We start from the raw sequence: 24131 nt of genomic DNA, 5'->3' as shown, positions 1-24131 counted from the left end.
CGTGGGCTCCCTTTCGGCGGTGCTTGCGAGGTAGCGTCCGTGGGAGGTGGAACCCCCTGGCTCCCACCTCCCACGGACAGTTTCGGGATGGCACAGTCGCTGATACACTCTGACGTGTGATGTCTCAGCGTAGCAGCGAGTCGGAGCCCGAGACCAGCGCCCGTCCGGCGCCCGCGAACGCGATCGGCGAGGAGCGGATCCTGGACGCGGCCTACGAGCTGCTGCTCGCGATCGGGATGCGCCGGATGACGATGGCCGACATCGCCCGGCATGCCGAGGTCTCCCGCGCGACCCTGTACCGGCGCTGGCCGAACGTGCAGGCCGTCGTCGCCGCGCTGATGACCCGGGAGTGGACCACCGCTCTGGTGTCGGCGTTCCAGCCGGACGCCGCAGACGCCCGGTCCCGGCTGGTCGAGGGCGTGGTCGAGGTGGTCGCGCAGACCCGGGTCCACCCGTTGATGCGCAAGATCATCGAGCTCGACCCCGAGTTCCTCACGCCGTACCTGCTCGAGCGCCGCGGCAGCAGTACTGTCGCGCATCTCAAGCTGGTCGAGGAGGGCATCAAGTTGGGCCAGGCCGACGGCTCGATCCGGACCGGCGACCCGGTCTGGCTGGCCCGGCAGATCATCCTCGTCTCGCTGGCCTCGGCGGTCTCCGGTCCGGTGATGGCGGCGAAGGACGAGTATCCGAAGCTCGACGACGAGCTGCGCGACATGCTCACCAAGTACCTGACGCCATGATCGACCGGGGCGGCGGGGCGGGGAAGGAATTCAGGACGGTGGGCAACGCCAGCCTGAATGCGGCCCGCCGGACCCGCGAGCTGGACTGGCTGGACATGACCGGCAAGGTCGACGTCCTGGTCATCGGCGGCGGGGTCACCGGCGTCGGCGTCGCCCTGGACGCGGCCGCCCGCGGCCTGTCCGTTGCGCTGGTCGAGAAGCACGACCTCGCGTTCGGCACCAGCCGCTGGAGTTCGAAGCTCGTGCACGGCGGGCTGCGGTACCTAGTGTCCGGTCATGTCGGCATCGCGTACGAGAGCGCGGTCGAGCGCGGCATCCTGATGAAGACGACCGCGCCACACCTGGTCCACCCGGTCCCGCAGGTCGCGCCATGGTTGCCGCAGGCAAGGTTCGCGCAGGCGGCAATGCTGCGGTCGGCATTCCTCGGCGGCGACGTCCTGCGCACGTTCGCGCGGACCAGCGACGACTTCCTGCCGCACTCGCGCCGGGTCAGCTCGGCCGAGATCCTCCGCTACGCCCCGACCCTGCGGCCGGAGGGCCTGCGCGGCGGCTTCCTGACCTGGGACGGTCAGTTGTACGACGACGCCCGGCTGGTGGTCGCGATCGCGCGGACGGCGGCGCAGTACGGCGCCCGTGTCCTCACCCGGGTCGCCGCCACCGAGGTCACCGGACGCGGTGCGGTCCTGGTCGACGAACTGACCGGGCACCGGCTGTCCGTGGACGCGAAGGTGGTGATCAACGCCGCCGGGATCTGGGCCGGTCAGGTCGCCGCCGGAATCAGGCTGCGTCCCAGCCGGGGCACGCACCTTGTCTTACCTCAGTCCGCCTTCGGCGGGTTGTCCGCCATCCTCACCGTGCCCGTGCCGGGTGAGCTGCACCGCGTGGTGATGGCGATCCCGGCGCCGGACGACCGGGTGTACGTCGGTCTGACCGACGAGGACGCGCCCGGCCCGGTGGACGACGTACCGCAGGCGACCGACGCGGAGATCGACTTCCTGCTCGACACCATCAGCAGCGCGGTGCAGACGCCGCTGACCCGGGCTGACCTGCTCGGCACGTACGCCGGTCTCCGCCCACTGCTCGACACCGGGCACCACAAGGGTGCGAACAAGACCGCGGACATCTCCCGCCGGCACGCGGTGATCACCAGCGACGACGGACTCGTGACGATCGTCGGCGGAAAGCTCACCACCTACCGCAGGATGGCGCAGGACGCGCTCGACAAGGCGCTGGAGCAGTCCACCCTCGACGTACGCCGGCCATGCCTGACCCACCGGATTCCGCTCGTCGGTGCGGCCGATCGGGTCCGGCTGGCGGCCGTACGGGCGCCGTCGCGATTCGTCCAGCGGTACGGCGTCGAGGCGCCCGAGGTGATCGCGGGAGCGGCAGGGTTGCTGGAGCCGATCGCGCCCGGACTGCGGACGACGTACGCCGAGCTGTTGTTCGCGATCCGGCACGAGGGTGCGCTGACGGTGGACGATGTACTGGACCGGCGGACCCGGATCGGGCTGTCGGCCGTGGATCGGGAGCTCGCGTTGCCCGCGGTCGAGCAGGCGTTCGCCACCGTCTAGTTGCAGCTTTTCACCTGTGGACAAGGGGTTGATCGCTTCTGGTCGTGGGTTAACTTGGCTGCGGGGAGGTGGACAGATGACGCAGCCGTATCCGGGCCAATATCCGCAGTATCCGGGCCCGTATCGCCCGATGCCGTACCAGCCGGCGCCGATCCCGCCGCGGTACCGGCCGCTGCGGAAGATCGCGCTGGTCAGCATCGTGCTGATGGGGCTGACCGCGGTCGCGGCGGTGATCCAGTCCGCGCTCCTGTGGAGTTCGTACGACGACGTCAAGCGGTTCGTCTACGGATTGCTGTCCGAGGAGGAGGTCAACCGCGGCATCCAGTCGATCGCCGGCACCGGACCCCTGCTCAACCTGGTCAGCTACCTGCTGATGGGCACGGCGGTCGCCTTCCTGATCTGGCTATGGCAAGCGCGGGAGAACACCGACTTCCTGCACTCACCGCTGGCGCCGCGTCCCGGGCCGCCGGTCGACCCGGCCCGCGGCCTGCATCGGCGTGCGCAGGGCTGGGTGGTCGGCTCGTGGTTCTGCCCGATCGTGCAGTTCTGGTACCCGTTGGAGATCGTCCAGGACATCGCCACCGCAAGCGAGCCGCTCGAGCAGCCGGGCGCCACCCGGACCGGCCGGATGCGCGCGCTGCTGTACGGGTGGTGGGCGTCGTGGACGGGATTCTGGGTGATCCTGATCGGCGGCGGTGGTATCGCCTTCATCGGCTTCATCGTGTGGGTCGTCCGCCTGGTCGACGCGGCCGACGCCGCCGACGCGACCGGTGACTACGTCGACATCTACGGCCTGCAGGACTTCATGGTCCGGGTCGCGCTCGCGGTCAACATCGGCTTCACCGTAGCGACCGTCCTGCTGATCGTCGCGGGCATCGCCGCCTCGCTACTGTTCCTCGAGATCACTCGGTGGCAGCAGGACCGGGTCGACGTTCCGCGCGTCACCGATGTGGTGCGACCGCCCGAGCCACCGCAGTACGCGCCCCGCTACAACAACCCCGGCCCGACCTTCCCGTCGTACGGTCCGCGTCCCTAGGGGCGGCAGAGTACGACGCTCGCGTCGTCGTACCGCTTCCCACGAACGCCGGCCGGCTGGGCCTCGTCGTACGCCCAGACCCGGTCGACCAACTCGCGCAGTCCGTCGGTGGTGAGGACGTCGACCAGGTCCTCCCACGGGTGGCCGTAGCGTTCGACGTACCGCGACGCGCCATCGGTCATTACGGCGACCACCTCGACGTCGGCGCGATCCGTCGTACCCGTGACCGCCTCGTACGCCGCCTTGGGATCGGTGCTCGCCACCCAGAAGCCGCCGGGCTGGTTGCGGAGCCGGCGGACGGCCGCCAGGGAGTACTCGGGGAGGAGGTCGATGCGGTCGTCGCTGTGGACGGTGATCGCGCCGGTCGGTGACCGTACGACGAGGGGCGAGTCGGCCAGGACCAGGTGCTCGACGCGGCCCGGCTGGATCCGGAGCATCGAGACGGTCGACGAAGGGCTGTCCGGGTTGGTGATGTCACAGGTGTCGGCGTGCGCAGCTCGGACCGCGGAGATCGCGTCGGCCAGCAGGTCGGTGAGCGGCGCGGACGAGTGCGAGAGCAGCGGCGGCGCGAGCTGGGTCGCGAGGTGGCTGACCAGCCAGGCGACTGTGTGCCGGCAGCCGGAGTCGACACCCGGTGGGGCGGTGGCGCCGTCGAGTACGACGACGAAGTCGGGCCCGGTGAGCACCAGGTCCTCGTTCACCGCGGGCGGTCGCCGATCCGGCGCGGGCAGGCTGAGCAAGCGGATCTCCACCTGTCCAGTCTCCTACGGCTGATCGGACCAACCGTCGGCAAGTGACTGTTCGAGCGAGATCTTCGGCGACCATCCGAGCTGTGCGCCGATCAACCCGATGTCCGCCTGCTGCCAGCTCACGCCGGGACCGCCGTCCTGACCGTCCTCGACGATCTTCGCCGGCTGCCCGCTCCGCTCGAACAGCTGACCGGCGACATCGCGTGCGAGCGTCGCCCGACCGGTGCCGACGTTCAGGACCGGCGGGAGCTTGGCGTCCGCGAGCGCCACCGCCACCACGGCCTCGGCGACGTCGCGGACGTCGACGAAGTCCCGCCAGACGTCGAGCGATCCGACCTCGATCAACTGGCGTGACCGGAGATCCCTGATCACGCGGCCGGGCAAGGTGCTTGCGGGCGCGCCGGGGCCGATCACGTCGAAGATCCGGAGCACGACGGCGTCCGCGCCGTTCCGCTGGGCGCGCAGGACGAGTTCGGAGCCGGCCAGCTTGGTGATGCCGTACGGACCGGCCGGGCGGGGTTCGGTCTGCTCGTCCAGGCTGGTGCCGTGCGGACCACCGCCGTACTCGGCGGCCGAACCGAGCTGGACGAAGCGGGCGTGGCCGGCGTTGTCCCGGGTTGAGGCGAGCAGGGCCTCGACGGCGATCACGTTCGCCCGGACGAGGTCGGCCGGCTCGCCCAGCGTGGCGCCGGCGGCGTTGACGATCACGGTCGGCTTGTACATGCCGATCTGGGTGTCCAGGGCGTACGAGTGCATCGCGGCCAGGTCGCACAGCCGGTACGGCTCACCCCGGCTCCGGCTCAGGCCGCGGTACTCGACCCCGCGGTCGGCGAGCAGCGCGCAGATCCTGGCGCCGAGGAAACCTCCCGCGCCGAACACCATCACCCGCTCAGTTCCGGTCACCCCTCCATCGTGCGGCCCGTAGTTGTCGGTCGGCCTACCGTTCTCCGTCGTACCGATCACAACTAGGTCGTGTCCGGTGACACGACCTTTGTCGGCGCGGGATGGCAGGGTGGGGACTCCAGGCGACCGACCGAGGGAGATTCATGGCCGACCGTGCGCGACCGGGAGCGCCGACCGAGTCGACGATCCGTGACTGGGACGACGCCGACCCATCTGGGCAGACCTACCACCGGGTGCTGTTCATCGACTCCGACCTGACCGAGGTGGACAACCACGGCGGGATCTTCGAGGAGTGCACGTTCCGCGGGGTCCGCTTCAACGCCTCGACCCACACCGACGCGGCGTTCGTGAACTGCACCTTCGTCCGCTGCTCGCTGTTCGACACCACCTTCACCCGGTGCAAGCTCGTCGGCAGCTACTTCGACGACTGCACCTTCAACCTGCTGAAGGTGTCCGGCGGCGACTGGTCGTTCACCGGCCTGCCGGGCGCGGACCTGAAGGGGACCGAGTTCACCGGGGTGAGGCTGCGCGAGGCGGAGTTGACCGGCATCCGGGCGGCGAAGGCGACGCTGCGCGACCTCGATCTGTCCGGCGCATCGCTGCAGCGGGCCGACTTCACCGGCGCCGACCTGCGCGGATCCGACCTGTCCACGCTCGACCCGCTGACGGTCACGCTCAGAGACGCCCGGATCGACGTCACCCAGGCGATGGTCGTCGCGGCCACCCTCGGACTGGACGTCCGGCCCTGACCTGTGGATATCTCCGCGTAGTTGCGCAGTCATCCCCCGTTCTATCCACAACCTGTGGATAACCATCCGGATAACTTCGTACACTTCTTGTGATATCACCGCGCTCTGGCGACCGTGCGTAGTCCGTTGGCTGGTTTCGGTACTGGTACAGGCCGCTGAACCAGCCCGCCGCGCCGGTGCCGCGCCGGTCGCCGGGACCGTACGACGAGCATCGCGGCGTGCTCGACGACGTACAGGCCCGTCACCAGCCGGCGGCTGCGGGTGAGGGTCTGCAGGCCGGCCGCGAGACCGACCCCGCAGAACGTGCCGAGCGAGTTCGCGATCAGATCGTGCAACTGACAGGACCGCCCGAGCTGCGGGATCAGCGCCTGGATCGCCTCGACCGCGGCCGACATCCCGATCCCGGCGGCGATCCCGTCGCCCGGGCGGCCGCCGGCCAGCGTGAGCATGCCGGCGGCCGGGACGAAGAGCAGGACGTTGAGCAGGCCCTGGAGCGAGGTGAGCCCGCCGGTGGTGGTGAGGTGAGTGCCGCACTGACCGACCTGGCCCAGCCGGTGTGCGGTCGGGCTGAGGGTTGCCGCGAGTACCAGGGCGAGGGCCACCGGTAGGCAGAAGGCCGCCAGGCGGGGGATCAGGTCGCCGGGCCGGCGCAGCGACGAGATGGCGATCGGCAATGCCATGCCGGTGAGCACGAGCCAGGTGTCCAGTAGGTGTGGGATGCCGCGATAAGTGTCGAGCACGCGTCCGGACCTCCCGTGGTCGACCGGCTGTCTCGATCTCTTCCTCGTCGATTGCGCTTCCTCACATGACGATCTGCCGTCCGCCCCGCGCCCGCCAGGCTTGCCCGGACATCTGCACGCACCCGCAAACAGTCCGTGACAATCCGTGCACAAACTGTTACGGAAGAAAGGTGCTCGGGGCAACGATATTTGCATACCCTCCACCGATCGGTGGAGTGCCCGGTCAGCCGGACGAGGCGTGGATATGGCCCGGCGGTCGATGTGGGCGAACGGGCCGGACCGCGACGCTGGAGTGGTCGAGCTTTCGAAAGGAGCCGGAGATGTCCACTGTGGACGTGCGTCACCCGCGGAGTGCGGCAGCGTTGCGGAGTGTGCAACTGCTGGTCGGCGGGTATCTGGCTATCAGCGTGCTGACGCTGGCCGCCATCATTGCCCTGCGCAACGACACGGCGGCGGTCAACGCCGCGGTCTGGACCCGCGGCACGATCGTGGTCGCCAGCTCGCTGCTCACGTTCGCGTTCGCCCGGCGGGCGGCGCGCGGATCCCGGAAGGGGTTCCTCCGGCTGCGGCTGGTGTCGGCGATCATGCTGGTCGCGATCGTGGTGATCATCGCGTTGCCGGGCACCTTCCCGCTGTGGATGAAGTGCGAGCAGGCGATCTGCGGTCTGCTGCTGCTCGGGGTCGCCTTGCTGGTCAACGGCAAGCACCTACGGTCGGTGTTCACTGGTCGGTGAAGGAGGACGGATGAGCGAGCGGGTGTGGCCGGTGCGGGTGACCGTGGTGCCGTACGCGCTGCTCGCCTTCCTCACCGCGGTCACTGTGCTGGTTCGCCGTACCGACCCTCGGGCGATGCTTGTCGACCTGGTGCTGTGTGCGGCGGCCGCGCTGTGGATGCTCCTGATGTTCACACTGCGCCCGGCCCGGCGCGAGCGGTTCGGACCGATGGTGGTCTTCATCACCGGCTTCGTGCTGATCATGGCGGTGCTGGTGGTCCGCGACTCGTGGTTCGGCTTCCTCACGCCGGCCGGCTACTTCTACGCGTTCGTCTTGCTGCCCTGGCCCTCCCGCCTGGCCGGCGTCGCGGCCGTCGCCCTGGTCGCCGGTACGGCGCAGGCGTACGACATCCCCAAGACCGACGCGTTCGGCCTGCTCGCGTACGTCGCGGTGCTGGGGGTGAACGTGGTCGGGATGTGCCTGGCCGCGTGGCTCGGCTGGCGCAGTGACGTGCTCAGCCGGCAGCGCCAGGAGGCGGTCGACGCGCTGACCGAGACCAATCGTCGCCTCGAGGTGACCATGGCCGAGAACGCGGTCCTGCACGACCAGCTCGTGACCCAGGCGCGCGAAGCCGGCGTGCACGACGAGCGGCATCGGATGGCCCGCGAGATCCACGACACGCTCGCGCAGGGCCTGACGGGGATCGTCACCCAACTGCAGGCGGCCGAGCACGCCGCGGACTGGCGCCGGCACGTCCAGGCCGCGGTCGGTCTGGCCCGGGAGAGCCTGACCGAGGCGCGCCGCTCGGTCGACGCCCTCCGTCCACAGCCGTTGCAAGCGGCGACCTTGAGCGAGGCGATCGCCGACGTCGTACGACGCTGGTCGGCTCTGCACGGGATCGACGTACAACTGGCGACCACCGGCACGCCACGGGTGATGACACCCGAGGCCGAGGCCGGCCTGCTCCGCGCGACCCAGGAGGCGCTCGCGAACGTGGCGAAGTACGCGCAGGCGACCCGCGTCGGTGTGACGCTGTCGTACATGGAGAAGGAGGTCGCCTTGGACGTCCGCGACGACGGCATCGGCTTCGACCCGTCCCGCCGGACCGCGTCCAATGGCGGCGGCTTCGGCCTGGTCGCGATGCGGCAGCGGATCGAGGCGCTCAACGGGACGCTGGCGATCGAGTCCGAGCCAGGATCCGGTACGGCGATCTCCGCGAGTGTCCCCATGACCGCGGCGGGGGCGCCGGCATGATCAGGCTGCTGATCGCGGATGACCATCCGGTGGTCCGGGACGGGTTGAGCGGGATGTTCGCGGCCGAGCCCGAGTTCGAGGTGGTCGGTGAGGCGGCTGACGGCGCCGAGGCGATCAAGCTGGCGCAGACGCTGCGGCCGGACGTGATCCTGATGGATCTGCAGATGCCGGGTGTGAACGGCCTGGCCGCGATCGCCGAGCTCGCCAAGAGCGGGGTCGCCGCTCGGGTGCTCGTCCTGACCACCTACGACACGGACGGCTACGTCGTACCCGCGATCGAGGCCGGTGCGACCGGCTATCTGCTGAAGGACGCACCCCGCGACGAACTGCTCCGCGCCGTCCGCGCCGCCGCAGCCGGACAGTCGGTGCTGGCTCCGTCGGTGGCGAGCACGCTGATGAATCGCGTCCGCACGCCACCCGCGCCTGACGTGCTCAGCCCGCGGGAACTCGAAGTCCTCGGGCTCGTCGCAGCCGGCAACACCAACCGGGAGGCCGCCGCTCATCTGTTCATCAGTGAGGCGACGGTCAAGACGCATCTGCTCAACATCTACGCCAAGCTCGAGGTGCCAGATCGCGCATCCGCCGTCGCCGAGGGCTTCAGGCGCGGTCTGCTCTGACTCAGCGCCGGTGCTCGGCGACCGCGGCCGCGGTCCGGTCTTCCCCGTCCGCGCGGAGCCCCTCGATCACCCCGTCGACGTCCGCCTCCGGCCGGTTCTGGCTGAGCTTGAACTTCGCCTCGATCCGGTTGATCGCGATCTCGACGCCGACGATCGCCCGGAGCTGCCCGCTGACGAACTTCTCCGGCGCGTCGTCGACCGACCACGGTTCGGTCCGGCCCGCCTCGTGGTGATCCGACAAGCGCCGTACGACGTTCTCGACCCAGGCTGGATCGTCGTGCACGGTCATGGTCCCGTAGACATGCGCGGTGATGTAGTTCCAGGTCGGCACCACACGGCCGTGCTCGCGCTTGGACTCGTACCAGGCCGGTGAGACGTATGCGTCCGGCCCGCGCATGATCACCAGTGCCTCGCCGACCACGGTCCGGCGCCAGTGGTCGTTGTTCCGGGCGAAGTGCCCGAGCAGCACGTTCCGCGAACGGTCGTGGACGAACGGCAGCATCGTCGCCACCAGCCCGTCCGTGGTCATCGTCACCAGGTCGGCGGCGCCGTGATGGGAGAGCAGCTCGTGCACCGCCTCGTCGTCGGCGGCGAAGTGGGCGGGAACATACATCAGCGATCCTCATCAGTGGCGGACAGCAACAGTCTCACCGACGCCGGCCGCACGCCGACAGGGCCAATCCGGAGGATCTTGACCAGTCCACTCACAGCACGACTTCGTGCGTCCAGTCTGCCCGCTGTTGGGCATGCAGGCGCCAGTAGTGGTCGGCGATGTCCTCCGGGTCCCACAGCGAGCCGGGAGCGACTCCACCACCCACGGTGACGGTGGCTGCGTGGATGCCCGCTGCGCCGTACTGCTGGTCGAGCAGGGTGACGAGCGTCCGGACGCCGGCCTTGCCGAGGGAGAGGCTGACGTAGGCGGGCTTCGGCTCGGGCATGCCGCCGGTGATGATGAACGTGCCACGCCCGCGCTCGACCATCGACGGTACGACGTAGGCCGCCGTGGTGATCGCACCGACCACGTTGACCGCCCAGGCGTCCAGCTGCTGCTGAGCCGTCAGGTCGCCGACCGCATCCGGCTGGATGACCGCCGCGTTGTAGACGACCACGTCCGGTACGCCGTGCGCGTTGATCACCCGATCGAGCGCGGCCCGCAGCCCGACCTCGTCCGTGCTGTCGGCCGTGACCGCGAGGACCTCGGCGCCCGCGAGCGCGTCGGCCGCGGCCTTCACCTTCTCCTCCGACCGCGCGATCAGCCCGGCACTCATCCCTTCCCGCACGAACCGCCGGGCCACCGCCACGCCGATCCCCGGTCCAACTCCAACCACCACGATTCCAGCCATGCCACGACCGTAAAGCCTGACACCAATGTCAAGGTCAAATCAGCGCCGCAGGAGCACGGTGCCGGAGCGCTTGAGAGTCGATCCGTGGCTGGACCGCAGACGCCGCGACGGTCCTGGGTGTCGAGGATCGGCTCGGTTCGATCGAACCCGGGAAGCTCGCGGACTTCGTCGTACTGGATCGGGACATCCTGACGTGTCCGGTCGACGACATCCGGGAGGCTGTCGTCCTCACCACGGTGCTGGCAGGTGGGGATCCAGACGGAGGTCAGTGTGGTTTGCGGGACACTAGGTCTTGAGCTTCGCGGCGTTCTCGTAGGCGCGGCGCCAGTCGACGGCGGGCGGGAGGATCAGGCGTTCGACGCCCGCCGCTTCATATGCTGCGAGCTGCTCGGCCGGGTCACCGTCCAGTTGGGGTGCGACGACCGTTGCCTTGAGCGCCGGCCTGTTGTGCTCGGCGGCGAGTTCGTTGATCCGGGCAAGGTTCGTCCGGATCTCGGCCGGCGACATCGCGATCGTCGCCCACCCGTCGCCGTACGTCGCCGCCCGCCGGTGAGCCCGTGGTCCGTTGCCTGCGACAACGATCGGCGGCACCACCGACCCGGGTTCCAGGGTCGCCTCGAGGCCGTCCGCGAGTACCGTCGGCTTGCCCGCGATCAGATCGCGCAGCTTGTCGAGCGCGTCGTCGGTGAGCCGGCCGCGGTCCGCGAACTCCACGCCGGCCGCGCGCCAGCCGATGTCACCGTGGGCCGGGTTGCCGGTGCCGACGCCGAGGACGAGCCGGTTGCCGGACACCAGTTGCAGCGTGTTCACCTGCTTCGCCGCCCACGCGACCGGACGCAGCGCCAGCAGCATCACGTTGAACCCGACCGTGATCCGCTCCGTCACCGCCGCCGCGGTCGCCAGCACCACCGAGCTGTCCAGCATCGGCGCACTCGCGATCAGATGATCCGTCGACCACACCGAGTCCAGCCCGATCTCCTCGGCGAACCGTGCACTCTCGCGCACATCGCCGAGAATCGGTTGCTTCGGATCCGGCGTCGACGTCGGGAGAATCACGCCAATCTCAAGTCCCATACTCCCGCCAACCTCCACCCCGGCGGCCCTATTCCGTCAGCGGGGGTTCTTCGCTCGCCAGGTGACGTAGTCGGCCACGGCCGCGGGGACATCGAACGCCGGCGTGAAGCCGGTGTCCTCGGTGAGCCGAGTGATGTCGAGGTACGGATCGTCGCCGGGACCGGCCTGCCGTCCAGGCAGGAGGTCGAGCCGCCGGCCGGGGGAGAGCGCCTGCAGGGCGTCCACGATCTCGCGGTTGGTGTACGGCCGGCCGCTGGACACGTTGTAGGTGTCGTGCCGCACGACGTCCGTGGTCGTCAGGAGGGCGATCGCACGTCCGGCGTCCGGCGCGTAGCAGGAGTCGCCGCCATCGTCGGCGTACAGCGGATGTGGTTCGTCACCACGCAGTACGGCGCTGATGTACGGCGGGATGTGGAAGAACGGTGTTTCCGGGTCGACGAGCGGTCCCCAGATGGTCCCGATCCTCAGTACGACCGGCTGGACGCCGCTGCCCTGGAGGCTGTGCGTCGTGAGTGGCTCGGCCGCCTTCTTGAAGGCGATGATCAGGTGGGGCAGCGCCATGGTGGGGAGCGCGAGGTCCTCGTGCCAGGGCATCTCGGTCCGGCCGGTGTACGCGCCGAGGCTGCTGGCGACAGCGAACCGGCGTACGCCCCAGGTGCGGGCGGCGTCCAGCGCGTTGAGCAGGCCGGTCAGGTCCGTGCGGAAGAACTGGACCGGGTCCTCGTCGGGGACACTGCCCGCAAGATGCACGATGTCGGTGATGTCGTAGCGGTCGCCGAGGGCCAGGAACGCGTCCCGATCGGTGACGTCGAGAGCTTTCACAGTGACGTTTCCGGCGAGGAACGACGGGACCTCGGTCCGACGATGGGTGGTGACGACGACCTCGCGTCCGAGATCGACGAGCGCCCGGGCGGTGTGGGCGCCGATCATGCCCAGCCCTCCGGTGACAAGGATCATCGGACCACCTCGTAGTGGAGGTGCGTCACGCCCGGTGCCGCGATGGCCGTGAGCAGGCGGAGGTTCACGTGCTTCGGGATCGCCTGGAAGAAGCTGCGCCCGGCGGCCGAACTCGTCGACGCCGTGCGGGGTGCGACCACTGATGTAGCCATCGACCGAGACGGCGTGGGCGCTGAAGACCTTGCTCGTGTCTGACATGCGGTCGAACCTACGCGCGGGCGTGACGACGAGTCTTGAAACATCTTGTCGTTGCCCGCCCAGCACGACGGCGGCTGTGGGGGTCAGGTGGGGTCGGCCTTGGTGAGGGAGAGGACGGCGGGGCGGAGGAGTTCGACGATCTCTTCGGGGTCGGCGTCGGCCAGTTGGTCGAGTTTGACCAGGTGGCGGCCGACGACGACTCCGATGAGTACGGCGCTGATCACGGCGGCGCGGAGGTCGCCGTCGTCGCCGGGGATGGCCTTGCTGACTTTGACGCGATCGGCGTGAGCGTTGCCCCGCACCTCCGCCGCCGCGTCTGGACGAGTGAGCATCGACCGCAGCGCCGCGAGTGAACCGATCGGCTCATCGATGAGTGACTGCCGAAGACGATCGAGCAGTTGCTCGGCGATCTCCTCAGCCGTCTCGCCGGTCACCGAAGGCATCTCGGTTCGGGTGGCGAGCGCGAACAGTTGTTCCTTGCTCCGGTAGTAGTGCATCACCAGGCCGGCATCCACCTGCGCCGCCGCGGCAACAGCCCGGATCGTGGTCCGGTCGTACCCCACCTCGGCGAACAGCCGCCGTGCTGCAGTCAGGATCCGCTCCTGCGTGTCGATCCGCTGCTGGGCCCGCGACGACCGCGGCGTGGAATCGCTCATCCCGTTCATTCTACGCCCGTTGACCGATGACGCGGTTTCGTTCTACGCTCGTTGAACCGTTCCACGTCTGTTGAATGAAGAGGAGTGACCATGAGGAGCCCACTCGACGTACTGGAACTTCGTCGCCAATACATCGTTGCCCGCGACTTCGAGTCGTTCGCCGGCCTGTTCGCGGCGGACGGCGTGATCGAGCTGCCGTTCGCCGTCGACGGCCTGCCCGCTCGTTTGGAGGGGCGCGCCGCCATCCGCGAGTTCTCGCTCAACACCAGCGACCGCCCGGTGGAGATCATCGACCTGCGCGTCGTCCAACTGCACCAGACCACGGATTCCGAGGTCGTGATCGTCGAACTCGTCACCGAAGCCCGCCACACCACGACTGGCGCATCCTTCGAAGCCCCCTGCATCCAGGTCTTCCGCATCCACAACGGCGAAATCAAACTCTTCCGCGACTACATCGGCGCCACCACCATCCCCAACCTCACCACCTAACAGCCCGCGACGAACGTGATCCGCCAGATCCCGACCGAGCGTCACACGATCGGGAGGCCGTTCAGCGCCCTCGTCGGAACGACCACCCGCCAGGATCGCGGGGGGATCGGTGCTCAGTTTGGAACGGCGAAGACCAACTGCAACCTCGGAGTCCGTCAGGCTGGGAGTGCCAGGTTCCGGCGGCGCAGGGCCACGACGCTCGTGGCGGCCAGCAGAAGGCAGGCCAGGCCCAGACCCAGGATCGGTCCGGAGGTGACGGCAACGGCTGGTGCGTTGGGCACCTGGGTGAAGGGCGACAGGTCCAGCAGCCACGTCGGCAGCCCGAGTGAGGGGCCGAACATCGGCCCGACGATGATCGAGCCCACCACCAGTGCCCAGGACAGACCGACCGACCAACGCGGCAGCAACATGATCACCGTGACGACCGCGGCTCCCAGGACGCCGACGGCGGGGAGTTGGACCAGCGCGGCGATGACCAGATCATGCACCAGAGCTGCGGTGCCGCCGAGCACCTGACCGCCGGTGATGCCCATCGCCACTGCGAAGACCAGGATCAGCAACATGGCCCCGGCCAGCGCGTTAACGGCGTACGCGCCCAGCCAGCGAAGTCGGGAGACTGCGGTGCCGAGCACCGACTCCAGCGTGCCGTGCGCTTCGTCGTGGTGCAGGCGAAGCAAGAGCGTGACTACGTAGATGGCCACGGCCATTCCCGCCATCTGCATCATCGAGGCCAAGTACGCGCCGAGCAGGTCGGCGTGACCGCCGAAGGTGGCGTACCACTCCGTGGCCGCTCCCTCGAGTCCCCCGATCTGGTCACTGAGCGCACCGAAGATCAGGCCGAAGCCGAACAGGCCGATCGCCCAGCCCAACAGCGTTCCACGCTGCAGCCGCCAGACCAGGCCGGCGGGGCTCAGCAGGACCGGGCTCGCGTGGGCGGCACCCCTGCGTTCGGGCCACATTCCCCGACCGACGTCGCGTCTGCCGACGAGGACGACGGCCAACCAGAACAGCGCAGCCAGGACCAGTACGGCGGGCCCGAGCGGCCACCACAGGTTGTCGGCGAACGGCCGCATCTGCTGGCCCCAGCCGATCGGGGAGAGCCAGGCCGGCCATGCGCTGGTGATCCTGAGGGCGGCGGAGTCCACGGTTCCGAGCATGTTGCCGAGCGCCGCAAGCATGAAGGCAACGCCGAGGCCCGCACCGGCAAGACCGATCGCGCTGCGCGTGGTCGACGCGAGCTGCGACGTCACCGCGGCGACGCCGGTGAAGGCCACGCCCACCAGGGCGATCGACGTACCGGCGACCAGGGACCCGGCCGCGGGTTGTCCCGCGACCACCATCCCGAGTCCGAGCAGTACGGCCAGGACAAGGTTCGCAACAAGCGCGACGGTCACGGCCGCGGCCAGCGAAGCGTAGCGACCGACCACGCCGGCACCCAGCATCTCCTCGCGACCGAGCTCTTCGGCCTGACGGGTGTGTCGCACGACTGCGAGGATGCTCATCACGGCGGCGAGCACGGCGAGGGTCATGGCGTCTCGGTGCATGGTGTAGCCCCCGACGCTGGAGCCTGTCACCAAGCCGAGCACGCGCATGCCGGGGTTATCTGTGACGATGCGGGTGTCCGGCTCCAGGAGCTGGGGGTGTTTGGAGTAGTTGTCCTCGAACATGGCGGTCGTCGCAGCCAAGAATGCGGCCATGCCGAGGATCCATGCGGGCAGCGTGATCCGGTCGCGCCGCAGCGCGAGGCGGACCAGCCGTGTCGTGCCTGTGAAGCCGCTCATCGTGCCGTCACCGCCTCGGCATCTGCATCCGCGGCAGGCGCGGCGATGTCCTCGCCGTAGTGCCGCATGAACAGTTCCTCGAGGGTGGGCGGCGAGGTCGTCATCGACCGCACCTGGAGGTCGACCAGGTGCTCGAGGACGTGGTTCAGCTCGCCCGGGTCGACGCTGAACTCCGCGTGGCCGTCGTGCGCCCGGGCGTCGTGGACGCCGGGCCACCGTGTCACCGACTCCAGCGGCTTGGCGGTGTCAACGACCACCGACGTGCGGGTGAGGTGACGCAGCTCGTCGAAGCTGCCGGTTTCGGCAGCCCGGCCCGCTCGGATGATGGTGACGCGGTCGCACAGCGCCTCGACCTCGGAGAGGATGTGGCTGGAGAGCAGAATGCTCCGTCCGTCAGCGCGCAGCTGCTGGACGACGTCCTGGAAAACCGCCTCCATGAGTGGGTCCAGCCCGGAGGTCGGCTCGTCCAGCAGGTAGAGCTCCACGGGGGAGGAGAAGGCGGCCACGAGGGCGACCTTCTGCCGGTTTCCCTTGGAGTAGGCGCGAACCCTCTTGGTCGGGTCGAGCTGGAAGCGCTCGAGGAGCTCCTCCCGGCGCTTCGGTTCGAGCCCTCCCCGCAGATCGCCGAGCAGGTCGATCACCTCGCCGCCGGTGAGGTTGGGCCACAGGTTCACCTCACCGGGCACGTAGGCCAGACGCCGGTGCAACGCCACAGTGTCGCGCCACGGGTCACCGCCGAGCAGGGCGACGTGTCCGTCGTCGGCGCGCAGCAATCCGAGCAGGACGCGGATGGTGGTTGTCTTCCCTGCGCCGTTGGGCCCGAGGAACCCATGCACCTCACCGGTCTCGACGTGCAGTTCGAGATGGTCAAGCGCCCGGGTCCTGGGGCCGAAGTCCTTCACAAGTCCGGAGATCGCTATCGCAGCCGTCACTGAGATCACTTCCCTTGGCACTTCTCGCCAATCCAGACGTCCCCAACTCTCAGCACATCGCAACCGCGCACGGGCAGGCAGGGCCGAACGCCACCGACAAGCCGGCCTTATGTCACCCGGAAGAGGGTCCGGTGGCACAAGGCGCGCGCGGAGAGGCGATATTCGCTGCACCCGCTGCGGAGCCCGGCCTTGCACGGTGCGAGAACGTCGTCGGGCTCCAGGCCCGGTCAGACCGCCACAATCACCGTTACCATGCATGCGGAGGTAGACCCTCATGCCCTGGCCGGCGTTCCTCAGACCCGCGCACGCAGCGATCAACCCGGTTGCGTTGCGGCTCGCGGGTCGAGCAGGTTCCCTTGCGGTCTTGGTGCATACGGGGCGGCGAACCGGGCGTACGTACCGCACTCCCGTCCGCGCGTTCAGACGCGGACACTGGGTGGCTGTCGGGGCGAACTTCGGCGCGGACTCTCAGTGGGTGAAGAACGTCGTTGATGCGGGCCATTGCGAGATGCTGCTCAGGCACGACCTGCTGTACCTCGCGCGTCCCAAGGTTGTGCCGCTCGACAGCCTGCCTGCAGTATTTCCAGGTTGGTACGCGTTCGGTCTACGTCATTTCGTGCGTACCCGCGAGTGCCTGCTCTTGCAGATCGAGGACCGGCGTTGACCGGTTCGAGGAGCCGGGCGAGCCAGGGTCCGAACGTCCTAGGTGCCAGCCACGGGGCGCGCCGTGAGCATCGTCAACCGGTACCGCCTGTTTCCGTCCGCGAACAGCTCGAAGGAGTCCGAACTGCCGTCGTCGTCCGCGAACGCGCCTCGGACCCTGACCAGATCAGGCGACACCGTTGACGTTGCCGAAGGCAACGCAGACCTGGTCCAGGATTGTTGCCCGCCACAACCACCTGCTGCCGCGACGCGGCGAGACTCCGCTTGATGATGATCCGGTGGCCCGCCGCGGTGAGGGCAGGGCCACCGGATCAGTGGGTTAGCGCCCAGTGGCGAAGAAGGTTGCGAAGACGTTCTGGAGCGCGAGTGAGTCGACCAGGGTCGGGTTGGCGCTGCTCTGGTTGCCCCAGCCGTAGGTGTAGTCCATCACTGGGGACGGCACGAGCCGCTTCCACTCGGTCAGGATCGCATGCTCTTGAGTCGCGGTCGGCAGGTTGTAGTAGTGGCTCGTCGTCCGCTCCTGGCCGAATGCCTGGTACACGGGCACGACAGCTGTCAGCGGGACACCAGCCGCCCGGGCCGCGGCGACCTTCTCGCCGATCTTGCTCAGGTCACACTGGGGGTGGGCGATCGAGCAGGGGTACGGGTCGAGGCCGACCAGATCAACATGGCTGCTCGCCGGCGCGAACGGCTTGTAGTCGGCCACCTTGCTCAGCACGATGAATGACTTCTGCCGCCCGCCGCTCGCGGCGCGAATGTAGTCCGCCCGCGACCGCAGCGCCGCGGGACCGCCTGGGCAGTCCCCGATGTGCGGCTCGTCGGACAGGTAGTACGCGAACACCTTCGGGTTCGAGGCGAGGGCGTCGATCTTGGCCTTGAAGGTGCTGTCGGCCGGGGTCGGGCACTTCTGGCCCAGCCAGAACACCGACTGCACCCCGGTCGGCAATGTGCTCAGGCTGGAGACCGAGGACTTGTCGGCCAGGGTGTAGCCGAGAGCGAAGGGCGCGGTCGCCCCCTTGAGATTGGCCACGAAATGGCGGGTCGGCGTCTGTACCCCCGTCTGGGCCTCCGCCTGCGCTCCGCCGGAGGTCGCGTTCAGGGCAACAACGAGGCTGGCCAGCAGAGCGAGCAGGCCGGCGCCGAGGGTGATCTTGGTCGTTCGCGTCATGAGCGGCCCCTCTCGCCGCAGGTCGCGACAAGGAAGGAGAATGACAGGTGAGCGGGGATGGCGGACATGCAGCAACCTTTCGGGCGCGTCGGATTACCGGACGGAGGGGGAACCATCCGGTCGGCAGGTCACCATCGGCAGTCGTACTGCGACCCCAGTTCCGCACCAGCCGCATCACGGTGACTCAGGGGCGATTTCCCCAGGCCACAATCGCCCTCTCTACTTGGCGCGTGACCTTACCGTGATGTTGCCGGAACGGCGAATGCCTACCGGATACCGGTCAGCCAGGTCCGCTGGCCGTGCTCTCGTCAGAGGAACCCACGATCCGCGAAGCCCTGCTGAACCTGGTCGACCACCAGCAGACCATCCACCGGCTCACCGAGGAACTCGAGCACGCGCGACTCGCTGCGCGCAGCACGGCGCGATACCCGGCGCCTCGAGCGCCGGTGGCGATCGCCGACCGTGATGCGACCCCCGCGTTCATCATCGATGGGACCCGAAAGCTGACGTGGCAAAGTGGGATTTCAGATGACGAGAGTCTTCTGATAGCAACGAGCGAGCGTGTCGTCGACGTACTTGCCGTACGGCTCGATCAACCGGTATCCGCGCCGTTCATACAGAGCGATAGCTTCAGGCTGCCGTACCCCTGTCGCCAGCCGGATCCTGAGGTACCCAATGTCCGCGGCGAGTTTCTCCAGCCCGGTCAGGACGGCTCCTCCAATGCCTCGACCACGGAACGCAGGAGCGACGTACATCCGCTTGAGTTCGCCGATGGACGAGTCACCCGACGGCTGCAGTGCGCCACAGCCGACGGCTCTGCCTTCCATGCCGACGACCAGGAACCGAGCATCCCCGTGGACTGGCGAGCGCCCCTCGGCTCCGTAGCGATTGACCAGTTCGCCAAAGGCGGCATCCAGAAGCACCGCGAGTTGTCGATCGGTGGGATGCCGCTCTTCGATCAACATGCGGCAGATGCTACGAGATCCATCAATCACATAGACAGCTGCGTCAGGGCACGTGGAGGGCACGCACGTCCACGAGATTCAATGGTTGCTGATCCAGCGTCGCCCATGGTCTATCGAGCTACCTGCCATGTCCGGCGCCGAGCCTGGAGGCGCCCGAACACGGTGAGACGTCTGCAGCCGTCCACGGGTCTTGTTAGCAAATCCGTTAGCAAGTGGCCAGTTTGGAGGATCGGCCGAACGTACGCCCACCACCCTGGCGGCGAGCCTGATCCGATGCCCGCCGAGTGACCCATCTGCCCCGTTGACCCCTCCTGATCGCTCGCGACTCTCTCCTGACGAGTGGGCTTTCGTGCGCACCTCGGAGACATGGCCCCGGGGCGATGAGGCTAGGGTCTACCGGCATGGATCTTGCAACCTTGCAGGCGCGTGCTGTTGCCATCAAGGAGCTGTATGACCGCTACAACGTAACTGCTGGTCGTACCGCGTGGACCAGCGGCGATCTTGCGCTTGGCTTCGTAGGAGATGTGGGAGATCTCGCTAAGCTCGTCATGGCCGTCGACGGCCGTCGTGAGATTGAGGACGCCCACACGCGACTGGGCCACGAGCTTGCAGACTGCCTCTGGTCGGTGCTCGTCCTTGCCGACCGGTACGGAGTCGACTTGGGCGCAGAGTTCACGCAGATGACCGGCGACCTGGAGGCGAAGCTGAGCTAAGGATCGCCAACAGGCTCAGTGCCCAGCTGCGCCAGGCTCACCCGAGGACTGGGGCCGATGCGTTAGGGCACGTAGAGGGCACGCGGCCTCTGAACGAGACTCAGGAGAACGGCGCTGTGGGCCGAGAATCGCGCTCTGACCTGCATGAACGCTTTGGTGGAGACGAGGGGACTTGAACCCCTAACCCCTGCCTTGCAAAGGCAGTGCTCTGCCAGTTGAGCTACGCCCCCGTGGGGGTGGTCAGTGGCCGGGGGGTACCCGGTCGACTGCCTCGGCCCAGAGGTCCTTCTCGGCGCGGGACTGCTGGGTCTTCTTGTAGGCGAAGTATCCACCGATGCCGGCCAGCAGCACCAGCAGGATCTTTCTCAGCACTGGAGACTCCTCGGAATCGGGGTTCGTGGTGGTGGGCCTAACTGGACTTGAACCAGTGACCTCTGCCTTATCAGGGCAGCGCTCTAACCGTCTGAGCTATAGGCCCGCGGTGCGGGGTCGAACCCGGGAGAGATTACCGCACCAAGTGCCTGTCTCCCAAACCGGTTCCGGCCGGGCCCACCTGAGGCCCGGCCGGCCGGTGTCAGTCCTCCGATGCCAGCGTGACTTCGAGGCCGCCGAGCAGCGTGGCGGCGATGTTGTAGAGGAAGGATCCGAGCGTCGCGAGCGCGGTGATGATCAGCACGTCCGCACACGCGAGCAGCGTGGTGAAGCCCATCACCTTGCCGGTGTTGACGTAGTTCTCGATCCGGAACGGCTCGGCCGTCGGCGTGCCGAGCACCTCCTGGACGGTGTTGTTGATGTTGTCGAACACCCCGGCCGCACCGATCGCGGACCAGATGATGAACACCGCGACCCAGGTCACGATGCCGAACGCGATCGACAGCAGGAACGCCGTCTTCATCACCGACCACGGGTCGATCCGGGACATCCGCAGGCGCGCCTTGCGGGTCTGCGGCCGGCTCGACGGCTTCGGTTCTCTCCCGGCCTTCGCCGCGTGCCTGTTCTCGGTCTTGTCCGTCTTGTCGTTCTTCACCGCGGCCGCCTTGTCCAGGACTGCCTGACGTGCCGCGCTCACCCGATCACCGAACGACTCGGTCTTCGGCTCGGTCGTGCCGGTCAGTCCGTACGACGAGGCTGACACCGGAGCACCGGGTGGCGGCGGGACCGGGGTGGGTGACCATGGCTCAGGGCGACCGGGCGTGCTCGGGCCCGGCGTCGTACCGGGACGGGCCGGCTGCTGCTGCGGGCGCACCGGTGTGGCACCGGCCGCGCCCGGCCGCGGCTGCTGGCGGAAGTCCGCCGGCCGCTGGCCGTTCGGCGTACCGCTCCTTGGCTGGCCGTTGCCGCCGGGCGCGGCACCGGAACGACCGTTGGAGGCCGGAGTGGCCGGTCCGGTGGGCGGCTTCCCGGCCTGCGATGCCCGCTGGCTGGAACTGTCCGCCGCACCATCGGGCCAGGTCGGCCTCGCGCGGTTGGTCATCAGTTACCCCTCCTGGCCGGCATCGTCGTCTTCGACGGTAGCCGCGCCGTCCACGTCCGTCGAACGTTCGTCATCATTCTGGACGCTCTCAGGGGTGGATTCGGTTGTCGATCCGTCCACATCCTGGGCATCTCCGAGGGATGTACCCCCTTCGACGCCTTCGGATTCCTCGCCGATGAGATCGCCGTTGACGGTCAGATCGGTGTTCCGGGCGATCGCGACGACCGCGTCGGACTCGCCGACCCCGGCGAACCGGACGCCCATCGTGTCCCGGCCCTTGACCGGCACGCTGTCGACCCGGCTGCGGACCACCTGACCGCTCGCCTTGATCGCCAGCACCTGGTCCTCGTCGACCACGATGAGTGCGCCGACCAGCGAGCCGCGCTCGTCGTTCAGCTTCACTGCCTTGATGCCGAGACCACCGCGGCCCTGCTGGCGGTACTCCGAGACCCGGCTGCGCTTGGCGTACCCGGCGTCGGTCACGGTGAAGACGAACTGGGAGTCCTCGTCCGCGCCGGCCCGGATCACCGACATCGACAGCAACTCGTCGCCGGAGCGGAACTTCATCCCGGTCACGCCGGAGGTGGCCCGGCCCATCGGGCGGAGCTGCTCGTCGTTCGCGGTGAAGCGGATCGACTGGCCCTTGCGGGACACCAGTAGCAGGTCGTCCTCGGCGGTGGCCAGGTCGGCACCGATCAACTCGTCGTCGTCCTCGCGGAAGTTGACCGCGATGATGCCGCTCTGCCGGGCCGAGTCGTAGTCGGTCAGCGCCGTCTTCTTGACCAGGCCCCGCTTGGTGGCGAGCACCAGGTAGTCAGCCTGCTCGTAGTCGCGCAGTGTCAGGACCTGCGCGATCTCCTCGTCCGGCTGGAACGACAGCAGGCCGGCGACGTGCGAGCCCTTCGCGTCCCGGGCGGACTCGGGCAGCTGCCACACCTTGGCCCGGTAGACCCGGCCCTTGGTGGTGAAGAACAGCATCCAGTGGTGGTTCGTGGTGGCGAAGAAGTGGCTGATCTCGTCCTCGGCCCGCAACTGCGCGCCGCGAACACCCTTGCCGCCGCGGTTCTGCGTCCGGTACAGGTCGGTCTTGGTCCGCTTCGCGTACCCGCCGCGGGTGATGGTGACGACGACGTCCTCGTCCGGCACCAGGTCCTGGACGGACAGGTCGCCGTCGGCCGCGATGATCTCGGTCCGCCGCTCGTCGCCGTACCTGTCGACGATCTCGGCGAGCTCGTCCTTGACGATGGACCGCTGCCGCTCGGGGCTGGCCAGGATGTCCTCGAGGTCGGCGATGATCGCCTCGAGCTCCTGCAACCGCTCGATGATCTTCTGCCGTTCCAGTGCGGCCAGCCGGCGCAGCTGCATGTCCAGGATCGCCTGCGCCTGGATCTCGTCGATGTCGAGCAGCTGCATCAGGCCGGTGCGCGCCTCGTCCACGTCCGGGCTGCGCCGGATCAGCGCGATCACCTCGTCGAGGGCGTCGAGCGCCTTCACATAGCCGCGGTAGATGTGCGCGTTCTTCTCCGCCTCGCGCAGACGGAAGCGGGTCCGCCGCTGGATGACCTCGATCTGGTGGTCGATCCAGTGGCTGATGAAGAGGTTCACGCTCAGGGTGCGCGGTACGCCGTCAACCAGAGCCAGCATGTTGCACCCGAAAGTGTCCTGCAGCTGGGTGTGTTTGTAGAGGTTGTTCAGTACGACGCGCGGCTGAGCGTCCCGCTTCAGCACGACGACCAGCCGCTGCCCGGTCCGCGACGAGCTGTCGTCGCGGATGTCGGCGATCCCACTCATCTTGCCGGTGTTCACCAGCTCGGCGATCTTCAACGCCAGGTTGTCGGGGTTGACCATGTACGGCAGCTCGGTGACGACCAGGCTGGTCCGGCCCTTGGCGTCCTCCTCGATGTCGACGACCGCACGCATCGTGACCGAGCCACGGCCGGTGCGGTAGGCGTCGTCGATGCCCTTGTAGCCGACGATCAGTGCGCCGTTCGGGAAGTCGGGGCCCTTGATGTACTGCAGGCAGGCGTCGAGCAGCTCCTCCTGGGTCGCGTCCGGGTGCTCAAGCGCCCAGTTGACCGCGGCCGCGACCTCGCGCAGGTTGTGCGGCGGGATGTTCGTCGCCATGCCGACGGCGATGCCGGACGAGCCGTTCACCAGCAGGTTCGGGAAGCGGGCCGGCAGGATCACCGGCTCCTGCGACTTGCCGTCGTAGTTGGCCCGGAAGTCGACCGTGTCCTGGTCGATGTCGCGGACCATCTCCATCGCCAGCGGCGCCATCCGGCACTCGGTGTACCGCATCGCGGCCGCCGGGTCGTTGCCCGGGGAACCGAAGTTGCCCTGGCCTTGGATCAGCGGCGCCCGCATCACCCACGGCTGCGCCAGCCGGACCAGGGTGTCGTAGATCGCCGAGTCGCCGTGCGGGTGGTACTGACCCATCACGTCACCGACGATGCGGGAACACTTGTTGAAACCACGGTCCGGTCGGTAGCCGCCGTCGTACATCGCGTAGAGGATGCGGCGGTGCACCGGCTTGAGGCCGTCGCGGACCTCGGGCAGTGCGCGGCCGACGATCACGGCCATCGCATAGTCGAGGTACGACTGCTGCATCTCGGTCTGCAGGTCGAGGGGCTCGACCCGGTCGTGGC

General features: G+C 68.4%; 27 protein-coding genes, 2 tRNA genes and 1 pseudogene. 12 read left to right on the top strand and 18 right to left on the bottom strand.

The genetic code is table 11. The annotated features are described in order from the left end of the window. Positions 1 to 119: 119 nt before the first annotated feature. From OG555_RS13390 to OG555_RS13380, 3 genes are all read left to right on the top strand, one after another. Complete coding sequence (locus OG555_RS13390; protein ID WP_329483171.1) at positions 120 to 740, top strand: TetR/AcrR family transcriptional regulator; 621 nt, start codon at positions 120 to 122, stop codon at positions 738 to 740. Positions 741 to 778: 38 nt separating this feature from the next. Continuing rightward, positions 779 to 2311: a glycerol-3-phosphate dehydrogenase/oxidase gene (locus OG555_RS13385; protein ID WP_329483170.1), complete on the top strand. Its 1533-nt coding sequence runs from the start codon at positions 779 to 781 to the stop codon at positions 2309 to 2311. Positions 2312 to 2387: 76 nt separating this feature from the next. Next, positions 2388 to 3347: a DUF4328 domain-containing protein gene (locus OG555_RS13380; protein ID WP_329483169.1), complete on the top strand. Its 960-nt coding sequence runs from the start codon at positions 2388 to 2390 to the stop codon at positions 3345 to 3347. Here OG555_RS13380 and OG555_RS13375 read toward each other — a convergent pair. Both OG555_RS13375 and OG555_RS13370 read right to left on the bottom strand, forming a co-directional pair. After that, a complete protein-coding gene (locus tag OG555_RS13375) occupies positions 3344 to 4099 on the bottom strand; it encodes a protein phosphatase 2C domain-containing protein (RefSeq protein ID WP_329483167.1) in 756 nt (251 codons plus the stop codon). The two genes, OG555_RS13380 and OG555_RS13375, sit on opposite strands and share 4 nt — an antisense overlap. A gap of 12 nt (positions 4100 to 4111) precedes the next feature. After that, on the bottom strand, positions 4112 to 4999 hold the full coding sequence (locus OG555_RS13370; RefSeq protein ID WP_329483166.1) for an NAD-dependent epimerase/dehydratase family protein: 888 nt from the start codon (positions 4997 to 4999) through the stop codon (positions 4112 to 4114). 143 nt (positions 5000 to 5142) lie between these two features. On the opposite strand from OG555_RS13370, the gene OG555_RS13365 reads away from it, so the two are divergent. Continuing rightward, positions 5143 to 5748, top strand: a complete 606-nt coding sequence (locus OG555_RS13365) for a pentapeptide repeat-containing protein (RefSeq protein ID WP_329483165.1) — start codon at positions 5143 to 5145, stop codon at positions 5746 to 5748. Positions 5749 to 5843: 95 nt separating this feature from the next. Here the strand turns inward: OG555_RS13365 and OG555_RS13360 are convergent, their stop codons facing one another. Next, a complete protein-coding gene (locus tag OG555_RS13360; RefSeq protein WP_329483164.1) occupies positions 5844 to 6488 on the bottom strand; it encodes a VanZ family protein in 645 nt (214 codons plus the stop codon). A 320-nt stretch (positions 6489 to 6808) separates the two neighbouring features. Here OG555_RS13360 and OG555_RS13355 point away from each other — a divergent pair, with 320 nt between their 5' ends. Genes OG555_RS13355 through OG555_RS13345 form a run of 3 tightly spaced genes read left to right on the top strand, consistent with a single transcriptional unit; the run spans position 6809 to position 9073 of the window. Beyond that, on the top strand, positions 6809 to 7222 hold the full coding sequence (locus OG555_RS13355) for a hypothetical protein (RefSeq protein WP_329483163.1): 414 nt from the start codon (positions 6809 to 6811) through the stop codon (positions 7220 to 7222). A 10-nt stretch (positions 7223 to 7232) separates the two neighbouring features. Next, positions 7233 to 8456 carry a sensor histidine kinase gene (locus tag OG555_RS13350; protein WP_329483162.1) on the top strand — a complete coding sequence of 408 codons (1224 nt, stop codon included), beginning with the start codon at positions 7233 to 7235 and terminating at the stop codon, positions 8454 to 8456. After that, on the top strand, positions 8453 to 9073 hold the full coding sequence (locus OG555_RS13345; protein WP_329483161.1) for a response regulator transcription factor: 621 nt from the start codon (positions 8453 to 8455) through the stop codon (positions 9071 to 9073). The genes OG555_RS13350 and OG555_RS13345 overlap by 4 nt, the downstream gene beginning before the upstream one ends. 1 nt (position 9074) lies before the next feature. Here OG555_RS13345 and OG555_RS13340 read toward each other — a convergent pair whose 3' ends face one another. Together OG555_RS13340 and OG555_RS13335 are read right to left on the bottom strand one after the other, a co-directional pair. Continuing rightward, positions 9075 to 9686, bottom strand: a complete 612-nt coding sequence (locus OG555_RS13340) for an FMN-binding negative transcriptional regulator (RefSeq protein WP_329483160.1) — start codon at positions 9684 to 9686, stop codon at positions 9075 to 9077. Positions 9687 to 9777: 91 nt separating this feature from the next. Further along, a complete protein-coding gene (locus OG555_RS13335; RefSeq protein ID WP_329483159.1) occupies positions 9778 to 10416 on the bottom strand; it encodes an SDR family NAD(P)-dependent oxidoreductase in 639 nt (212 codons plus the stop codon). A gap of 80 nt (positions 10417 to 10496) precedes the next feature. On the opposite strand from OG555_RS13335, the gene OG555_RS42820 reads away from it, so the two are divergent. Then, positions 10497 to 10712, top strand: a complete 216-nt coding sequence (locus OG555_RS42820) for an amidohydrolase family protein (RefSeq protein WP_442914528.1) — start codon at positions 10497 to 10499, stop codon at positions 10710 to 10712. Here OG555_RS42820 and OG555_RS13330 read toward each other — a convergent pair. The 4 genes from OG555_RS13330 to OG555_RS13315 all read right to left on the bottom strand — a co-directional run bounded on the left by OG555_RS13330 (position 10702) and on the right by OG555_RS13315 (position 13301). Then, positions 10702 to 11490 carry an LLM class flavin-dependent oxidoreductase gene (locus OG555_RS13330; RefSeq protein ID WP_329483158.1) on the bottom strand — a complete coding sequence of 263 codons (789 nt, stop codon included), beginning with the start codon at positions 11488 to 11490 and terminating at the stop codon, positions 10702 to 10704. The two genes, OG555_RS42820 and OG555_RS13330, sit on opposite strands and share 11 nt — an antisense overlap. 36 nt (positions 11491 to 11526) lie before the next feature. Beyond that, positions 11527 to 12447 (bottom strand): NAD-dependent epimerase/dehydratase family protein, encoded by a 921-nt coding sequence (locus tag OG555_RS13325; RefSeq protein ID WP_329483157.1) that lies wholly within the window; start codon positions 12445 to 12447, stop codon positions 11527 to 11529. Continuing rightward, complete coding sequence (locus OG555_RS13320) at positions 12444 to 12599, bottom strand: hypothetical protein (protein ID WP_329483156.1); 156 nt, start codon at positions 12597 to 12599, stop codon at positions 12444 to 12446. Before OG555_RS13320 ends, OG555_RS13325 begins: the two co-directional genes overlap by 4 nt. A gap of 129 nt (positions 12600 to 12728) precedes the next feature. Beyond that, complete coding sequence (locus tag OG555_RS13315) at positions 12729 to 13301, bottom strand: TetR/AcrR family transcriptional regulator (protein WP_329483155.1); 573 nt, start codon at positions 13299 to 13301, stop codon at positions 12729 to 12731. A gap of 90 nt (positions 13302 to 13391) precedes the next feature. Between OG555_RS13315 and OG555_RS13310 the strand changes: the two genes are divergently transcribed. Next, a complete protein-coding gene (locus OG555_RS13310; protein ID WP_329483154.1) occupies positions 13392 to 13790 on the top strand; it encodes a nuclear transport factor 2 family protein in 399 nt (132 codons plus the stop codon). Positions 13791 to 13945: 155 nt separating this feature from the next. Here the strand turns inward: OG555_RS13310 and OG555_RS13305 are convergent, their stop codons facing one another. Together OG555_RS13305 and OG555_RS13300 are read right to left on the bottom strand one after the other, a co-directional pair. Then, a complete protein-coding gene (locus OG555_RS13305; RefSeq protein WP_329483153.1) occupies positions 13946 to 15571 on the bottom strand; it encodes an ABC transporter permease in 1626 nt (541 codons plus the stop codon). Further along, positions 15568 to 16503 carry an ABC transporter ATP-binding protein gene (locus OG555_RS13300; protein WP_329483152.1) on the bottom strand — a complete coding sequence of 312 codons (936 nt, stop codon included), beginning with the start codon at positions 16501 to 16503 and terminating at the stop codon, positions 15568 to 15570. Before OG555_RS13300 ends, OG555_RS13305 begins: the two co-directional genes overlap by 4 nt. A 274-nt stretch (positions 16504 to 16777) precedes the next feature. Between OG555_RS13300 and OG555_RS42815 the strand changes: the two are divergent. Both OG555_RS42815 and OG555_RS13295 read left to right on the top strand, forming a co-directional pair. Then, positions 16778 to 16936 (top strand): annotated as a pseudogene (locus tag OG555_RS42815) (nitroreductase family deazaflavin-dependent oxidoreductase); the annotation flags it as partial. A 42-nt stretch (positions 16937 to 16978) separates the two neighbouring features. Continuing rightward, on the top strand, positions 16979 to 17167 hold the full coding sequence (locus OG555_RS13295; protein WP_329483151.1) for a hypothetical protein: 189 nt from the start codon (positions 16979 to 16981) through the stop codon (positions 17165 to 17167). A 318-nt stretch (positions 17168 to 17485) separates the two neighbouring features. On the opposite strand, the gene OG555_RS13290 is transcribed toward OG555_RS13295, so the two are convergent. Both OG555_RS13290 and OG555_RS13285 read right to left on the bottom strand, forming a co-directional pair. Continuing rightward, a complete protein-coding gene (locus tag OG555_RS13290; protein WP_329483150.1) occupies positions 17486 to 18334 on the bottom strand; it encodes a hypothetical protein in 849 nt (282 codons plus the stop codon). A 524-nt stretch (positions 18335 to 18858) separates the two neighbouring features. Further along, positions 18859 to 19299 (bottom strand): GNAT family N-acetyltransferase, encoded by a 441-nt coding sequence (locus OG555_RS13285; RefSeq protein WP_329483149.1) that lies wholly within the window; start codon positions 19297 to 19299, stop codon positions 18859 to 18861. Between the two features lie 401 nt (positions 19300 to 19700). Between OG555_RS13285 and OG555_RS13280 the strand changes: the two genes are divergently transcribed. Beyond that, a complete protein-coding gene (locus OG555_RS13280) occupies positions 19701 to 20012 on the top strand; it encodes a nucleotide pyrophosphohydrolase (RefSeq protein WP_329483148.1) in 312 nt (103 codons plus the stop codon). Positions 20013 to 20166: 154 nt separating this feature from the next. On the opposite strand, the gene OG555_RS13275 is transcribed toward OG555_RS13280, so the two are convergent. The 5 genes from OG555_RS13275 to gyrA form a co-directional block, all read right to left on the bottom strand. Beyond that, a tRNA-Ala gene (locus OG555_RS13275) sits at positions 20167 to 20242 on the bottom strand. Between the two features lie 10 nt (positions 20243 to 20252). Next, complete coding sequence (locus OG555_RS13270; RefSeq protein ID WP_405070156.1) at positions 20253 to 20384, bottom strand: DLW-39 family protein; 132 nt, start codon at positions 20382 to 20384, stop codon at positions 20253 to 20255. Between the two features lie 29 nt (positions 20385 to 20413). Further along, a tRNA-Ile gene (locus OG555_RS13265) sits at positions 20414 to 20490 on the bottom strand. 96 nt (positions 20491 to 20586) lie between these two features. Beyond that, a complete protein-coding gene (locus OG555_RS13260) occupies positions 20587 to 21486 on the bottom strand; it encodes a DUF3566 domain-containing protein (RefSeq protein WP_329483147.1) in 900 nt (299 codons plus the stop codon). A gap of 3 nt (positions 21487 to 21489) precedes the next feature. Then, entirely contained in the window at positions 21490 to 24093 is a 2604-nt protein-coding gene (gyrA, locus tag OG555_RS13255) for a DNA gyrase subunit A (RefSeq protein WP_405072149.1), read from the bottom strand. Between the last annotated feature and the right edge of the window lie 38 nt (positions 24094 to 24131).

This window comes from Kribbella sp. NBC_01484 (genome assembly GCF_036227145.1).
Lineage (GTDB): Bacteria > Actinomycetota > Actinomycetes > Propionibacteriales > Kribbellaceae > Kribbella.
The sequence above is the reverse complement of the archived record's forward strand: the minus strand, read 5'-3'. Positions and strand labels throughout refer to the sequence as shown.

Excerpts from the sequence above, each read along its gene's own strand:
- OG555_RS13330 (WP_329483158.1), bottom strand. The coding sequence starts at position 11,490 with ATGGGACTTGAGATTGGCGTGATTCTCCCGACGTCGACGCCGGATCCG.
- OG555_RS13260 (WP_329483147.1), bottom strand. The coding sequence starts at position 21,486 with ATGACCAACCGCGCGAGGCCGACCTGGCCCGATGGTGCGGCGGACAGT.
- OG555_RS13355 (WP_329483163.1), top strand. The coding sequence starts at position 6,809 with ATGTCCACTGTGGACGTGCGTCACCCGCGGAGTGCGGCAGCGTTGCGG.
- gyrA (WP_405072149.1), bottom strand. The coding sequence starts at position 24,093 with ATGCAGCAGTCGTACCTCGACTATGCGATGGCCGTGATCGTCGGCCGC.
- OG555_RS13305 (WP_329483153.1), bottom strand. The coding sequence starts at position 15,571 with ATGAGCGGCTTCACAGGCACGACACGGCTGGTCCGCCTCGCGCTGCGG.
- OG555_RS13340 (WP_329483160.1), bottom strand. The coding sequence starts at position 9,686 with ATGTATGTTCCCGCCCACTTCGCCGCCGACGACGAGGCGGTGCACGAG.
- OG555_RS13350 (WP_329483162.1), top strand. The coding sequence starts at position 7,233 with ATGAGCGAGCGGGTGTGGCCGGTGCGGGTGACCGTGGTGCCGTACGCG.
- OG555_RS13380 (WP_329483169.1), top strand. The coding sequence starts at position 2,388 with ATGACGCAGCCGTATCCGGGCCAATATCCGCAGTATCCGGGCCCGTAT.
- OG555_RS13315 (WP_329483155.1), bottom strand. The coding sequence starts at position 13,301 with ATGAGCGATTCCACGCCGCGGTCGTCGCGGGCCCAGCAGCGGATCGAC.
- OG555_RS13285 (WP_329483149.1), bottom strand. The coding sequence starts at position 19,299 with ATGTTGATCGAAGAGCGGCATCCCACCGATCGACAACTCGCGGTGCTT.
- OG555_RS13310 (WP_329483154.1), top strand. The coding sequence starts at position 13,392 with ATGAGGAGCCCACTCGACGTACTGGAACTTCGTCGCCAATACATCGTT.
- OG555_RS13365 (WP_329483165.1), top strand. The coding sequence starts at position 5,143 with ATGGCCGACCGTGCGCGACCGGGAGCGCCGACCGAGTCGACGATCCGT.
- OG555_RS13280 (WP_329483148.1), top strand. The coding sequence starts at position 19,701 with ATGGATCTTGCAACCTTGCAGGCGCGTGCTGTTGCCATCAAGGAGCTG.
- OG555_RS13335 (WP_329483159.1), bottom strand. The coding sequence starts at position 10,416 with ATGGCTGGAATCGTGGTGGTTGGAGTTGGACCGGGGATCGGCGTGGCG.
- OG555_RS13390 (WP_329483171.1), top strand. The coding sequence starts at position 120 with ATGTCTCAGCGTAGCAGCGAGTCGGAGCCCGAGACCAGCGCCCGTCCG.
- OG555_RS13320 (WP_329483156.1), bottom strand. The coding sequence starts at position 12,599 with ATGGCTACATCAGTGGTCGCACCCCGCACGGCGTCGACGAGTTCGGCC.
- OG555_RS13290 (WP_329483150.1), bottom strand. The coding sequence starts at position 18,334 with ATGACGCGAACGACCAAGATCACCCTCGGCGCCGGCCTGCTCGCTCTG.
- OG555_RS13325 (WP_329483157.1), bottom strand. The coding sequence starts at position 12,447 with ATGATCCTTGTCACCGGAGGGCTGGGCATGATCGGCGCCCACACCGCC.
- OG555_RS13345 (WP_329483161.1), top strand. The coding sequence starts at position 8,453 with ATGATCAGGCTGCTGATCGCGGATGACCATCCGGTGGTCCGGGACGGG.